Below are 12,987 nucleotides of genomic sequence, written 5' to 3' on the forward strand. Positions count from 1 at the left end.
TTGGCGTGACCGTCGCCGACGCACGTCTCAGGACACGGCATCCGCGGGGCGCCGCACCCGTTCATCAGGCCAACTTCCGCCCCGCCACTCTCCGGCCCACCCGGCATCCATCACCGTCGGGCTCGCCACGCCCCCTCCGGTCGGCGTGACCGTCGTCGGCGGATGTGACAGGCTGACTGCTGTCAGCGCCGCAAGTGTCACAACCGCCTGGAGGGCTCCCGTGATCGAGGTCGTCAACCCCGCCACCGAGGAAGTCATCGGCACGCTCGCCGAGGGCACGCCGGCCGACGTCGACGTGGCTGTGGCCGCCGCGGTGGCCGCGTTTCCCGCGTGGTCGGAGACCTCGGTGGACGAGCGGGCGAAGGCGGTCCGGGCGATCATCGACGGCCTGCGTGAGCGGGGCGGCGAGCTCGCGGCGACCATGACGCGGGAGATGGGCACACCTCTCACCTTCAGCCAGAAGGTGCAGGTCGCGAACCCCGTCGCCATCGCGGAGGGGGTCGCGGACGTGCTGGAGCGGGGCTACTTCGAGCCCGAGGAGATCGGCAACTCGCTGGTCTTCCGCGAGCCGATCGGGGTGGTCGCGGCCATCACGCCGTGGAACTTCCCGTTGCAGCAGATGGTCGCGAAGGTGGTGCCGGCGCTGGCCGCCGGGAACACCGTGGTGCTCAAGCCGAGCGAGCTCGCACCGGGGACGGCCGATCTGCTCGCCGAGATCATCACGGCCGCTGTTCCCGAGAACGTCTTCGCGCTGGTGCACGGCACCGGGCCTGTCGTGGGTGAGGCGCTGGCCGCGCATCCGGACGTGGACATGGTGTCGTTCACCGGGTCCACGAAGGCCGGGCGGCGGGTGTCCGCCGTCGCCGCTGAGACGGTCAAGCGGGTCGCGCTGGAGTTGGGCGGCAAGTCGGCGTGCATCGTGCTCGACGACGCTGATCTCGGGCGCGCGGTGAAGATCGCGGTCGCCAACGCGTTCATGAACAACGGGCAGGCGTGCAGCGCGTGGACTCGGCTGCTGGTGCCCGCCGACCGGCACGACGAGGCCGTCGAGTTGGCCGCTCAGGCCGCGAAGAAGTACACCTCGGCCGATCCGGGTGAGCCGTCCACGCGGATCGGGCCGGCGGTGTCGAAGGCGCAGCGCGATCGTGTTGTCGGGTACATCCGCAAGGGTGTCGAGGAAGGCGCGACGCTGGCCGCCGGTGGGCCGGAAGCTCCGCTGCCGCAGGGGTTCTACGTCGCGCCGACGGTGTTCGGTGGCGTGACGCCGGAGATGGCGATCGCGCAGGAGGAGATCTTCGGGCCGGTGCTGTCGGTCATGCCGTACGCCGACGAGGACGACGCGGTGCGGATCGCGAACTCCACCATCTACGGGCTGGCGGGCGGTGTGTTCTCCGCGGACACCGATCGGGCGCTCCGGGTCGCCCGGAGGTTGCGGACGGGGCAGGTCGACATCAACGCCGCCGCGTTCAACACGAGCGCGCCGTTCGGCGGGTACCGGCAGTCGGGCAACGGGCGGGAGTTCGGCCGGTTCGGGCTGGACGAGTTCTGCGAGGTCAAGTCGATCCAGCGCTAATTGGGCTGCGGATGACGCCATGGCGGCGTATCACTGCTGCCATGGCTGACTCGGCGCTGAGCATCAGGACCATCGACGAATCCGACGTCTCCGACTTCCAACTGGTGATGGCGTGGGCGTTCCTCAGCGATCCCATGGGAGAGGACAGCAAGTGGCTCAAGGTCCTGGAACTGGACCGGGCGCACGCGGTGTTCGACGGCGACGAGATGATCGGCACCGCCGGGGTGCTGAGCCGCGAGATCACCATTCCCGGTGACCGACAGGTACCCGCCGGCGCGGTGACCGTGGTCGGGGTGAAGCCCGGCCATCGGCGTCGTGGTGTGGCGTCGTTGCTGATGAAGACACAGCTGCACGGCATGCACGAGAGTGGTGAGGCGCTCGCGATGCTGTGGGCGTCTGAGGGCGCCATCTACCGTCGGTACGGCTACGGCGAATACGCGACGAGTCTTGCCATGCTGACGATGCCGACGCGTATGCCGTTCCATCCCGGTGTGCACGTCAGTGACGCACGGATCCGTCAGGTGTCGCGAGAAGAAGCGCTGCCGGTCATGCGTGAGATCCACGAACGGGTGCGCGGCACACGGGTCGGCTGGCTGAGCCGGGTCGAGCACACCTGGGACGTGCAACTCGCGGACCGCGAGGTAGATCGCGACGGGCTCACCGGCTACCGCTACTGCCTGCATCCCGAGGGCTACGTGGTGTTCCGGGTCAAAGCGAACAAGGACGCGGGCGGGCCTGCCGACGAACTGCACGTGCGCGAACTGGTCTGCGAGACCGAGCAGGCGTACGCCGACCTCTACCGGTTCCTGCTGGACATGGACCTCGCGGGGAAGATCTCCTTCTACACCGCCTGGGACGACCCGATCCTGCACATGGTCGACAACCCGCGGAAGGTCTGCCGCGAAGCCGGCGACGCGTTGTGGCTGCGGATCGTCGACATCGACCGGGCTCTGCCGCTGCGCCACTACTCGTCCGATGTGGACACCGTGCTGGAGGTCGAGGACTCGTTCTGCCCGTGGAACTCCGGCCGTTGGCGCTTCACGGCCAAGGGCGGCGAGGCCACCGTCACGCGCACCGAGGACCCTGCGGACGTGTCGCTGGACATCGCGTCGCTCGGCAGTGCTTTCCTCGGTGGGGTACGGCTTTCCGTGCTCAAGCGCGCACACCGCGTGGTCGAGCACACGCCCGGTCACGTGGACGCGTTGTCGATGGCGTTCCTCGGCGCACGTGAGCCGCATTGCCCCGAGGTGTTCTGACGGAACTCATGGCCGCGGTCGCTCGTTGACGGTTCACCTGGTGTGGGAGGTAAAGCCGTGGCCGCCGTGGTGTGGATTGTTGTGCTGGTACTGCTGATCGCAGGGGTGTTCTACCTGGTCAGCCAGAGCAACGCGCGCAAAGCGCGGGAGCTCGACGACGCCAAGGCGGAAGCACGCCGCTGGGTCGAGCGGCTGGGCGGGCAGGTGATGAGCCTCACCGGCAGCAACGCCGCGTCGACGCAGGCGATGGCCGACGCGTCCGAGCGCTTCACCGCCGCCGGCTCGCAGATGGAGCAGGCCCGCACGATCCCGCAGGCACGGCTGGTCACCGAGACCGCGATGGAAGGCCTGCACTACGTGCGCGCCGCGCGTGAGGCCATGGGCATGGACCCCGGTCCCGCGCTGCCCGAGAGCGCTAGCCAGAAGCAGGCGGGCGCCGTCAGCGAGGCCCGCCAGGTCGCCGTCGAGGGTCACCAGTACGCCGCGTCCCCGCACTCCGGTTCGGGCACGCCCTACTACTACCCCGGTGGCATGGTCGCCGGACGTCCGGTGCCTCGTGGCTGGTACTCCGAGCCGTGGTGGAAGCCCGCGCTCGTGGCCGGCGCATGGGGCGTGGGCACGTTCCTGCTGATGGACGCCATGTTCTCCGGCATGCACGGAGTCGGCGACTACGGCATGGGCGACATGGGCATGGGCGACGTCGGCATGGGAGACATGGGCGACATGGGCGGTGCCGACGTCGGCGACGCCGGCGGGTTCGACTTCGGCGACATGGGCGGCTTCGACTTCTAGGGCTGGCAGGCGGGGCACCAGAAGAGGTTGCGCGCCGCCAGTTCCGTGGTCAGCACCTCGGTGCCGCAGACCAGGCACGGCTCCCCGGCACGGCGGTAGACGTACACCTCACCGCCGTGCCGATCCACGCGTGGCGCGCGGCCCATGGCACGGGGCATGTGCTCGGCACGGACGGTGTTGATCTGCCCGACCTTCACGCCGTCCTTCATCAGCACGACCAGGTCCGCCCAGATCGCGTCCCACAGCTCGCGGCTGACCTTGTTGCCGACCAGCAACGGGTTCACGTTGTGCCGGAACAGCACCTCGGCGCGGTAGACGTTGCCGACGCCCGCGAGGATCTTCTGATCCATCAGCAGCACGGCCAGCGACTGCTTCGACCGGATGATCCGCTCGTAGGCGCGGTCGGGGTCGGCGTCGCGGCGCAACGGGTCGGGCCCGAGGCGCTCCCGGATGAGCTTGACCTCGTCTTTGTTCAGCACTTCGCACGCAGTCGGGCCGCGCAGGTCGGTCCAGTGCGTTTCGCCGGCCATCCGCATCCGGACCTGACCCACGGGCAACAGGACCGGCAGCGGTGACTCGGTGAAAGTGCCGTACAGGCCGAGGTGGACGTGCACGATCGCGTCCGGGCCGTAGACGTGGAACAGGTGCTTGCCGTGCGCCTCGGCACGAACCAGCTTGCGACCGTCCACAAGGGACGCCGCGAAGCGTCCCTGCGGACTGGTGACGGTCACGGGCTTGCCCGCGTACCGGCGCTGGTGCAGCCGCGCGAGGCGGTGCAGCGTGTGGCCCTCAGGCACGCTTGTTCTCGTAGGCGCTGACCTGGTCGATGCGACGCTGGTGCCGCGGCTCGCCCGAGAACGGCGTCTTGAGGAACGCCGACACGATCTCGGTCGCTTCCTCGGCCGTGTGCTGGCGAGCACCGATGCCGACCAGAAGGGCGTCGTTGTGCTGGCGGGCGAGCTGCGCGGTGTCGACGTTCCACGCCAACGCGGCGCGGGCGCCCTTCACCTTGTTCGCGGCGATCTGCTCGCCGTTGCCGGAGCCGCCGATCACGACGCCGAGGCTGCCGGGGTCCGCGACGACCTTCTCCGCGGCGTCGACGCAGAACGACACGTAGTCGTCCAGAGCGTCGTACTCGTGGGCGCCGACGTCGACGACCTCGTAGCCCTGCTCGGTGAGAGCCGTGGACAGGTGGGACTTCAGTTCGAAGCCAGCGTGGTCTGCTGCCAGATAAACGCGCACGTCACGGAGTCTGACACGCTGGTGGGTGTGTTCAGCCAGGAGGGGTACCAGCTGAGGCTGGAATGGGGGCCCGAGGGCGTCGGCGCTCTGCGGGACTGTGACGTGCTGATAGTCGTGGACGTGCTGTCGTTCACGACGTCCGTCGACCTGGTGGTCGGCAACGGAGGCCGGGTGCGGCCGTCCCGGTGGAAGCCGGCGTCGGGCAAGACGCTGCGACCAGCATCACTCGTCAGCGCTACGGGATTGGTCGAGTTGCCGTCGCCGAACGGGTCGAACCTCTGCTTCCTCGCCGCCGAGACAGGAGCCCACGTCCTCGCGGCCTGCCTGCGCAACGCCTCGGCGGTGGCCAAGCGGGCCCAGGAGCTGGGGGAGACCATCGGCGTGATCCCCGGCGGCGAGCGGTGGGGCCTCGACATCCTCAACTCGGGTCCGCGCGAGTTCGGACCGTTGCGGCCGTGCATCGAGGACTACCTGGGTGCGGGCGCGGCGCTCGCGGCGCTGGAAGGCAAGGCCTCGCCCGAGGCGCAGCTCGCGGCGACGGCGTTCCGGAACACCGACGTCGAGACCGCCGTGCGGGAGTGCGGCTCCGGTCGCGAGCTGATCGAGAACGGTCACGCGGCGGACGTGGACCTGGCCGTCCGGATCGGCGTGAGCGACGCCGTGCCCGTGCTGGTCGACGGGGTGCTGCGGTGATCGAGATCGCGGACGGGATCTTCGTCCGCCGGCACACCGAGCTGGACCTGACACTAGGCCTCGTCGTCGGATCGGGTGACTCGCTGCTCGTGGACTCCGGCATGGACCCGGCGCTCGCGCGGCAGGTCCGCCCGTCGCGGATCGTGTTGACGCACAACCACTTCGACCACGTGCTGGCCACCGAGGCGTTCCTGCCCTGCGAGGTGTGGGCGCACGAGGACTGCGTCGTCGACGACACCCTGCTCGACGACCGCGCCAAGCACTACGACGACCCGTTCGAGGGCACGCTCGTCGCGCCCACGCACACGTTCCGCGACACCGTCACGCTCGACGTCGGTGGCCGCCGGGTCGACCTGCACCACTTCGGCCCCGCGCACACCTCGCACGACGTGGTCGTGCACGTGCCGGACGCGGGCGTCGTCTTCGCGGGCGACCTGGTCGAGCAGGGTGCTCCCGCTCAGGCAGGCCCGGACGCGACGCCGGCGAACTGGCGCCACGTCCTGGACCTGCTGCTCGAACTGGACCCGCGGATCGTCGTGCCCGGCCACGGCGAGCCGGTCGACGCCCGGTTCGTCCGGGAGATGGCTATCCCGGCGGCCAGGTGAGCCCGCGCCCGCCGAGGAGGTGGCAGTGCACGTGGAAGACGGTCTGGCCGCCGTCCTTGCCGGTGTTGAAGACGAGCCGGTAGCCGGACTCGTCGATCCCCTCGGCCTTCGCGACCTGGTGCGCGGTCGCGAGGATCTGCCCCGCGAGCACCGGGTCGACGTCGCCGATCGCCGTGTGGTGCTCCTTGGGGATCACCAGGACGTGCGTGGGCGCCTTGGGGTCGATGTCGCGGAACGCGAGCGTCGTGTCGGTCTCCGTCACCAGGGTCGCCGGGATCTCGCCCGCGACGATCCGGCAGAACAGGCAGTCGGTCACGCCCGCATCGTATTGGTACCGATGGACCCTGTCGTTCATGCCCGGTGACGTTGAATCATGGCGGGGTGAAGGGCACCAAACTGCTGATCGTCGTGCGGTGCCTCATCAGTTTCGCGATCGGCGTGCTGCTGCTGATCCTCGCGATCCGCTTCGGTGAGGCGCTCTGGCGGGCCACGCACTAGTTCATCAGTGGACGAAGCAGAACTCGTTGCCCTCCGGATCGCGCATGACCTGGAAGCTGCCCTGCTCGTCCGTGACGACCACACCTTCACGGGTGCCGCCGAGACTGACCGCCTTCACGACCGCCGCCTCGATGTCGTCGACCTCGAAGTCGAGGTGCAGCCGGTTCTTCACGTCCTTGCGCTCCGGCACGGGCTGGAACGACATCCGCACGCCACCGGGCGGCTCGACGTGCGCCCACCCGTGCTCGCGGTTCACCGGCTCGCCGCCGAGCAGCTCGGCCCAGAACCGGACGAGCCGGGACGGGTCGTTGCTGTCGACGACGATCTGTTCGAGCCTCACGTGTCCACCAAGTTCTCTCGGGCCCAGTCACAACACAGGTCGAGCAGTCCGAGCACCTTGCGCCCCTGCGCCGTCAGCTCGTACTCGACCCGCGGCGGGTTTTCCTCGAACGCCTCGCGCGAAACCGTGCCCTCGCGCTCCATCGCCCGCAACGTCTCGGTGAGCACCTTGGGCGTCACGTCCGGCAGTGCGGTGCGGAGTTCGGTGAACCGCCGCCGCCCGTCCTGCAACGCCCGCAGCACGTGCGCGGTCCACTTGTCACCGATGCGGTACGGCAGGTCCCCGTGTGTGCATTCCACCTGCTCACCCCCGATATCGTTGCGGAAACCGGACACCCGCACCCTACCTTCGCGCTCATGGCGAAGATCGTTGTTTTCGGAGCGTCCGGCAAGGCCGGCAAGGAGATCGCGGCCGTCGCGGAGGCCCGCGGCCACGAGGTGACCAGGATCGGGCGCGACCCCGGCGTGCAGGCGGCGGCCGAGGTGGCGGCGGGGTACGACGTCGCGGTGAGTTCGGTGGCGGACCTCTCGCGCGACGCGGCGGAGTTCTACCGCGAGGCCGCCGGCGCGCTCGTGGCGTCCGGCGTCGGGCGGATCATCGTGGTCGGCATCTACACGTTGCTGGAGACCTCACCGGGTGTGCGGGTCATCGACGGCCCGGACTTCCCGGACGAGTACAAGCCGTTCTGCCTGGGGCACGCGGCGGGCGTCGAGGTGCTGGCCGAGTCCGAGGCGGACTGGCTGGTGATGAGCCCGTCCGGCAACTTCGGCGGCACGTCCACGGGCACCTACCGCCTGGCCCCGGTCGATCCGGCGGACGAACTGACCTACGAGGACTTCGCCGTGGCCGTGGTGGACGAGATCGACGACCCGAAGCACCACCGGACGCAGATCGGTGTCGCATCAGCGTGATCTGGCTCACGAGAAAGGGCCGAGTGCGGATGCACTCGGCCCTTCGTCAGAGCGGGCGACGGGAATCGAACCCGCGTAGCTAGTTTGGAAGACTAGGGCTCTACCATTGAGCTACGCCCGCGTTGCCGCCCTTGAAGGGGCTGCGGTTAATACCTTAGCGGGTGGCGGTAAGCTGGTTGCAACCGGGGCGTGGCGCAGCTTGGTAGCGCACCCGCTTTGGGAGCGGGGGGTCGCAGGTTCAAATCCTGTCGCCCCGATCGGTTGTCGAACGCCCTCGGCGAAGGAACCTCGCCGGGGGCTTTTGGCTCATTTCACCAGGTAGCGGCTTGCCCACGCGGCCAGCACCTCCGCCACGTACGCGGCGTCCGCGCGGTCGGTCAGCAGGTGGTCGGCGCCGTCGAGCGAGACGAACGACTTCGGGTGACGGGCCGAGTCGAAGATCAGCCTGGCGTTGTCCACACCGACCGTGTCGTCCTGCGGGGAGTGCATGACGAGCAGCGCGCGGTCGAGGCCCGCGATGCACGCGGTCTGGTTCTGCTGGTTGATGTCGAGCAGGAAGTCGTTGCTGATCCGGAACGGTCGCCCGGCCAGCAGCACCTCGGCGACGCCGTGCGCCTCGATCTTCTCCTTGGACGGGCCGAGCAGGTGCTCGACGTGGGTGGTGTCGGCGGGCGCTCCGATCGTGACGACGGCCTTCACCTCCGGCACCTGACGTGCCGCGGCCAGCACGGCCGCGCCGCCCAGTGAGTGTCCGATGAGGACGCTCGGTGCCCCGATGGTGTCGCGGAGGTGGTTCGCCGCGCACACCAGGTCGTCGACGTTGGACGTGAACGTGGTGTTGGCGAAGTCGCCGCCGGACTGCCCGAGGCCGGTGAAGTCGAACCGCAGCACCGCCACGCCGCGCTCGGCGAGCCGGCGGGAGATCCGGGTGGCGGCCACCGAGTCCTTGCCGCAGGTGAAGCAGTGCGCGAACACGGCGGTGGCGGTGATGTCGCCGGCGGGCAGTTCGAGCCGGCCCGCCAGTGCCTGGCCGTCGATGCCCGCGAAGACCGCTTTCCGGTTGTCCATGCCCTCTATGGTGCGTCACGTGCGCTACCAGTACCTCGACGACCGGCTCCGGCAGGCGTTCGACGACGCCGGACTCGACCGCGAGCAGCGGGCGCTGTTGCAGGGCGTGCTGCGCGCACTGGACCCCGACGCCCACCTCGGTGAGCACGTCGCGGGCCTCAACAGCGCCGTTCTCGCCGTCACGCGTGCCAGGACGGCCCTGGAGAGTCACGCGACGGAGGACCAGCCGAGGTGGAACCTGTTGCGCCGCATCATCACCACCTCGCTGGCGTGCATGGACGCAGCGCGACCGGCGTACGTCCACGGTGGCGCCACGAAGCTCGCCGAGGCGCGCAAGGTCCTGAAGGACGTCGACGCGGCCATCGTGGCGGACGGCCAGCGGCTCGACCCCCAGGTGACGGCCGCCGCGGCCGCGAAGCTCGACCCGGAGGCGCTCGAGAAGGCCGTGAAGGAGTGGATCGCTCCACTGTGGAACGGCGTCGGGCTTCCGTTGCGCACCAGGATGATCGCCGAGATCGCCGTCGTCGTCGCGATGCACGGGCGGGACGGCAGGCAGCTCCGCACGGACCTCCTGCGGTGGCTCAAGAAGCCCGGTGACCTGGCCGAGGTGCTGTGGCCTCGCGAGCAACGGCACGTCGTCGCGTTCGTGGTGAGGGGCGCGCGAGTGCTCAGGCACCTGGACGAGCTGCTTCCACAGGCGCGGCAGGAGCCGTTGCACCGCAACAGGTTGCCCAAGGACGACTTCCTGAAGGACGCCGTCACCGGGTCGTCGGTGCTGGTGCGCGTGCCGGTCGAGGCCGCGGACGTGCACACGGCCGCGCGCAGGGGCCGCCGGATCCTCAGCGAGGTGCTCGACCAGTACGCGGCGGGGGAGCGGCTCACCGAACTGACCATCGCGCCGGTCTGGCAGGTCAGCGCGCCGGGCGGGCGGGTCACCCGCGGCACCGAGCACCAGCGCACGGTCGGCAACGCCTATCCGCTCACCGCGTACTGGCCGGCTGAGCTGCGCAGCGCGATGCGGGTGGCGAACCTGGCGCGGCAGGTCGACGCGCCGATGGCGAGCGCGGGGCTCGCGTGGAGTGCGCTGGAGGCGACGGGGCTCGACCCGAGCAAGATCGCGTGGCTGGCCAAGGCCTGTGCGCTGCAGATGTTGCGGCAGCACCTCGTCAGCCTGCACGTCGTGGTCACCAACCACGACACCGAGCTGCGCAAACCGCTCGACGAGCACGTGCCGACCACCGGCGTGAAGCACCACCTGAAGTCGGTGGACGCCTGGCTGGAGGTGTTGATCGTCCACAACCGGCCGGACGAACGGCTCGACGCCGCCCAGAAGGCCATCACCGCGCTCGCCGAGAGCGAGGGCGGTCTCGTGCAGGACCTCGCGGAACTCTGGCGCGCCAGGCTCGCGGACTCGAAGGTCCTCGCGGGCTGGTTGCGCGAGCAGGAGGACACCGCCGCCGCACTGCTGGAGTGGCTCTACGTCACCAGGAACCTGGCGTTCCACGCGGGACGGTTCGCCTCACCCGCCGACACGCTGACCGCGCACGGCGGACAGGCCGTGGCCGACCTCACGCTGGAGTTCCTCGGAAACTGGCGAACTGTCGAAAGACAGCGAAGCCGGCAGGAGACCTCCGCCGTGGAGATCTACCGCCGGCTCGCGCAGAGACAGGATCAGCTGGTGGCCCGGCTCAAGCGAGCGGGGTCCGTGCGCAGGCTCAGCGTCGAGGACATCTCCGGCCCCGACGAGAAGTGGTGGTCGCGTGGCAAGAGTTAGTGCCAATAGTTACGGCTTGGCCTTCGTCAGCCAGTCCTCGACCCGGTCCGGGTTCGCCTCGACCCACCGCTTCGCCGCCTCGTCGGGCGACATCTTGTACTTCGCGATGAACGACGCGACCGTGTCCTGCTCGTCGTTGCTCCACTGGAAGTTCTGGATCAGCCGGACAGCGGGGCCGCCCTTGTCCATGAACTTCTTGGCGGCGATCTTGTCGAGCTCGTAGCGCGGGTAGTCGCAGGCGACCTGGGCCGCGTCCGCGTCACAGCCCGCCTTGTACTCGGGCAGTTCGATCTTGACCAGTTCGATGTCGAGGTGCAGCCACTGCGGTTCGAAGAAGTAGCCGATCAGCGGCGTCTTCTTCTCCTCCGCCTGGCGGAACGCCTTGATCGACGCCTGCTCGCTGCCCGCGTAGACGACCTTGTAGTTGAGGTTCAGGTTCTTCACCAGAGCCTCGTCGTTGGTCACGAACGACGGGTCGCCGTCGAGCACCTGACCCTTGCCCTCGGACTGCGGGGTCTTGAACTTCTCCGCGTACTTGTTGAGGTTCTGCCAGTTCGTGATGTCCGGGAACTCTTTCTTCATCCACGGCGGCACGTACCAGCCGATCACGCCCTTGTTGCCGGACGGACCCACGCGCACGGCGGTGCGCTTCTCCTCGATGTACTTCTGCTTCAGGTCCTCGTGACCCCAGTTCTCCAGGATCACGTCGATCTCGCCGGAGTCGAGGCCCTGCCAGGCCGTCTGTTCGTCGACTTCCTTCTTCGTCACCTTGCAGCCGAGCCGCTTCTCGGCGAGGTACGCGACCACGGCCGCGTTCGCCTCATAGCCGACCCACGGGTTGACCGCGATGGTGACGGAGCCGCAGGGCTCTGTCGGTGCTGCCGAACTGGAGCGGGGTGAGGCCGTCGATCCACCGCCGCAACCGGCAATTGTCAACACGAACGTCATTGCCAGAGCGATTCTGGGGGCTTGCACGAACAGCTCCTCGTCGGGGGGAAGAGCGATGCAGGAGACCGCTCAGTTCAGCTTTTCCCGATCGATCAGACGCAGTCAAGTCATGGGATGATTGGTTGTCCACAAAGGATCAGATATGTATCAGCCCTTGACCGTACCCGTGCGAAGGTCAATGCTGTCGCGCATCGAGAAACGGTGTGCGCAGTCCGCAACAGGTCGGAGTGGTTTGGCGTGGATCCCGTGATTTCGGTCAGGGACCTGTGGAAGGTGTTTGGCCCCAACGCATCTCAACTGGTGGCCTCGGACGAGCTCAAGGCGTTGTCGCGGCAGGAGCTGATGGACCGCACAGGTTCCGTTGCCGCAGTACGAGGAGTGGATTTCGACGTCGCTCCCGGTGAGATGTTCGTGGTCATGGGACTTTCTGGATCGGGAAAGTCCACACTGGTCCGCTGTCTCACGCGGCTGGTGGAACCGACCGCGGGCACGATCATGTTCGAGGGCGAGAACATTCTCGAGGCGGACCCCAAGCGTTTGCGTGACCTGCGCAGGAACAAGTTCTCCATGGTGTTCCAGCACTTCGGTCTGCTTCCTCATCGGACAGTCGCCGACAACGTCGGTTACGGACTGGAAATCCGCGGGGTACCTCGGGCGAAACGTGCGGAGCGCTCGCAGGAAGTGATCGATCTGGTCGGACTGTCCGGAAACGAGAAGTCCTATCCAGATCAGCTCTCGGGCGGTATGCAGCAACGCGTCGGTCTCGCACGCGCACTCGCCGGCGACCCCGACGTCCTGTTCTTCGACGAGCCGTTCTCCGCGCTCGACCCGTTGATCCGGCGCGACATGCAGTCCGAGGTCATCAGGCTGCACCGCGAGGTCGGCAAGACGATGGTGTTCATCACCCACGACCTGAGCGAGGCGCTCAAGCTCGGTGACCGCATCCTGATCATGCGCGACGGCAAGGTCGTGCAGGTCGGCACCGGTGACGAGCTGGTCGGCGCGCCCGCGGACGACTACGTGCGCGACTTCGTGCGGGACGTGCCCAAGGCGCACGTGCTGACGCTGAAGTGGATCATGCGCCCGCCGCGCCCCGACGACGAGCTCGACGGGCCTGAACTGTCGCCGGAAACCGTTGTGCGCGAGGCCGTGCGCAGCGTCCTCGGCGCCAACAAGCCGGTGAAGGTCGTGCGGGACGGCGAACTGCTCGGTGTGGTCGCGGACGAGGAGATCCTCGGGGTCGTGGCCGGGGAGGCGTGAACATGGTTGCCGTCGCCGCCCCAAGGC

General features: G+C 68.6%; 15 protein-coding genes and 2 tRNA genes. 9 read left to right on the plus strand and 8 right to left on the minus strand.

Going from position 1 to position 12,987, the window contains the following annotated elements; all coding sequences use genetic code 11:
- Nucleotides 1-220 precede the first annotated feature (220 nt).
- Genes ACH413_RS39050 through ACH413_RS39060 form a run of 3 tightly spaced genes read left to right on the plus strand, consistent with a single transcriptional unit; the run spans nucleotide 221 to nucleotide 3,621 of the window.
- Nucleotides 221-1,573 carry an aldehyde dehydrogenase family protein gene (locus tag ACH413_RS39050; protein WP_360046084.1) on the plus strand — a complete coding sequence of 451 codons (1,353 nt, stop codon included), beginning with the start codon at nucleotides 221-223 and terminating at the stop codon, nucleotides 1,571-1,573.
- 41 nt (nucleotides 1,574-1,614) lie between these two features.
- The gene (locus tag ACH413_RS39055; protein ID WP_360046086.1) at nucleotides 1,615-2,829 is read left to right on the plus strand and encodes a GNAT family N-acetyltransferase; all 1,215 of its coding nucleotides are present in this window, start codon (nucleotides 1,615-1,617) and stop codon (nucleotides 2,827-2,829) included.
- 57 nt (nucleotides 2,830-2,886) lie between these two features.
- Entirely contained in the window at nucleotides 2,887-3,621 is a 735-nt protein-coding gene (locus tag ACH413_RS39060) for a hypothetical protein (RefSeq protein WP_360046088.1), read from the plus strand.
- Here the strand turns inward: ACH413_RS39060 and ACH413_RS39065 are convergent.
- Together ACH413_RS39065 and ACH413_RS39070 are read right to left on the minus strand one after the other, a co-directional pair.
- Complete coding sequence (locus ACH413_RS39065) at nucleotides 3,618-4,418, minus strand: zinc finger domain-containing protein (protein WP_360046090.1); 801 nt, start codon at nucleotides 4,416-4,418, stop codon at nucleotides 3,618-3,620. The two genes, ACH413_RS39060 and ACH413_RS39065, sit on opposite strands and share 4 nt — an antisense overlap.
- On the minus strand, nucleotides 4,411-4,863 hold the full coding sequence (locus ACH413_RS39070; protein WP_319981739.1) for a ribose-5-phosphate isomerase: 453 nt from the start codon (nucleotides 4,861-4,863) through the stop codon (nucleotides 4,411-4,413). The genes ACH413_RS39065 and ACH413_RS39070 overlap by 8 nt, the downstream gene beginning before the upstream one ends.
- A gap of 21 nt (nucleotides 4,864-4,884) precedes the next feature.
- On the opposite strand from ACH413_RS39070, the gene ACH413_RS39075 reads away from it, so the two are divergent.
- Together ACH413_RS39075 and ACH413_RS39080 are read left to right on the plus strand one after the other, a co-directional pair.
- Nucleotides 4,885-5,556, plus strand: coding sequence for a 2-phosphosulfolactate phosphatase (locus ACH413_RS39075; protein WP_360046092.1), 672 nt, complete (start codon nucleotides 4,885-4,887; stop codon nucleotides 5,554-5,556).
- Nucleotides 5,553-6,161 (plus strand): MBL fold metallo-hydrolase, encoded by a 609-nt coding sequence (locus tag ACH413_RS39080; RefSeq protein ID WP_360046094.1) that lies wholly within the window; start codon nucleotides 5,553-5,555, stop codon nucleotides 6,159-6,161. The genes ACH413_RS39075 and ACH413_RS39080 overlap by 4 nt, the downstream gene beginning before the upstream one ends.
- Here ACH413_RS39080 and ACH413_RS39085 read toward each other — a convergent pair.
- From ACH413_RS39085 to ACH413_RS39095, 3 genes are all read right to left on the minus strand, one after another.
- Nucleotides 6,142-6,516 carry a histidine triad nucleotide-binding protein gene (locus tag ACH413_RS39085; RefSeq protein WP_396425589.1) on the minus strand — a complete coding sequence of 125 codons (375 nt, stop codon included), beginning with the start codon at nucleotides 6,514-6,516 and terminating at the stop codon, nucleotides 6,142-6,144. The genes ACH413_RS39080 and ACH413_RS39085 overlap by 20 nt on opposite strands.
- 147 nt (nucleotides 6,517-6,663) lie before the next feature.
- Nucleotides 6,664-6,999, minus strand: a complete 336-nt coding sequence (locus tag ACH413_RS39090) for a VOC family protein (protein ID WP_360046098.1) — start codon at nucleotides 6,997-6,999, stop codon at nucleotides 6,664-6,666.
- Nucleotides 6,996-7,298, minus strand: coding sequence for a helix-turn-helix domain-containing protein (locus ACH413_RS39095; RefSeq protein ID WP_360046100.1), 303 nt, complete (start codon nucleotides 7,296-7,298; stop codon nucleotides 6,996-6,998). The genes ACH413_RS39090 and ACH413_RS39095 overlap by 4 nt, the downstream gene beginning before the upstream one ends.
- A gap of 57 nt (nucleotides 7,299-7,355) precedes the next feature.
- Between ACH413_RS39095 and ACH413_RS39100 the strand changes: the two genes are divergently transcribed.
- Nucleotides 7,356-7,910: an NAD(P)H-binding protein gene (locus ACH413_RS39100; RefSeq protein WP_360046102.1), complete on the plus strand. Its 555-nt coding sequence runs from the start codon at nucleotides 7,356-7,358 to the stop codon at nucleotides 7,908-7,910.
- Nucleotides 7,911-7,960: 50 nt separating this feature from the next.
- Here the strand turns inward: ACH413_RS39100 and ACH413_RS39105 are convergent.
- Nucleotides 7,961-8,031: transfer RNA gene (locus ACH413_RS39105), tRNA-Gly, on the minus strand.
- 62 nt (nucleotides 8,032-8,093) lie between these two features.
- On the opposite strand from ACH413_RS39105, the gene ACH413_RS39110 reads away from it, so the two are divergent.
- A tRNA-Pro gene (locus tag ACH413_RS39110) sits at nucleotides 8,094-8,167 on the plus strand.
- Between the two features lie 49 nt (nucleotides 8,168-8,216).
- On the opposite strand, the gene ACH413_RS39115 is transcribed toward ACH413_RS39110, so the two are convergent.
- Nucleotides 8,217-8,978 carry an alpha/beta hydrolase gene (locus tag ACH413_RS39115; RefSeq protein WP_360046104.1) on the minus strand — a complete coding sequence of 254 codons (762 nt, stop codon included), beginning with the start codon at nucleotides 8,976-8,978 and terminating at the stop codon, nucleotides 8,217-8,219.
- 19 nt (nucleotides 8,979-8,997) lie between these two features.
- Between ACH413_RS39115 and ACH413_RS39120 the strand changes: the two genes are divergently transcribed.
- Nucleotides 8,998-10,752, plus strand: coding sequence for a hypothetical protein (locus tag ACH413_RS39120; protein WP_360046106.1), 1,755 nt, complete (start codon nucleotides 8,998-9,000; stop codon nucleotides 10,750-10,752).
- 9 nt (nucleotides 10,753-10,761) lie between these two features.
- On the opposite strand, the gene ACH413_RS39125 is transcribed toward ACH413_RS39120, so the two are convergent.
- Nucleotides 10,762-11,700: an ABC transporter substrate-binding protein gene (locus ACH413_RS39125; protein WP_360046108.1), complete on the minus strand. Its 939-nt coding sequence runs from the start codon at nucleotides 11,698-11,700 to the stop codon at nucleotides 10,762-10,764.
- A 300-nt stretch (nucleotides 11,701-12,000) separates the two neighbouring features.
- On the opposite strand from ACH413_RS39125, the gene ACH413_RS39130 reads away from it, so the two are divergent.
- Complete coding sequence (locus tag ACH413_RS39130; protein ID WP_360046110.1) at nucleotides 12,001-12,960, plus strand: betaine/proline/choline family ABC transporter ATP-binding protein; 960 nt, start codon at nucleotides 12,001-12,003, stop codon at nucleotides 12,958-12,960.
- Nucleotides 12,961-12,987 lie beyond the last annotated feature (27 nt).

Origin of the sequence: Lentzea sp. NPDC020367, assembly GCF_044387305.1 — a bacterium.
Lineage (GTDB): Bacteria > Actinomycetota > Actinomycetes > Mycobacteriales > Pseudonocardiaceae > Lentzea.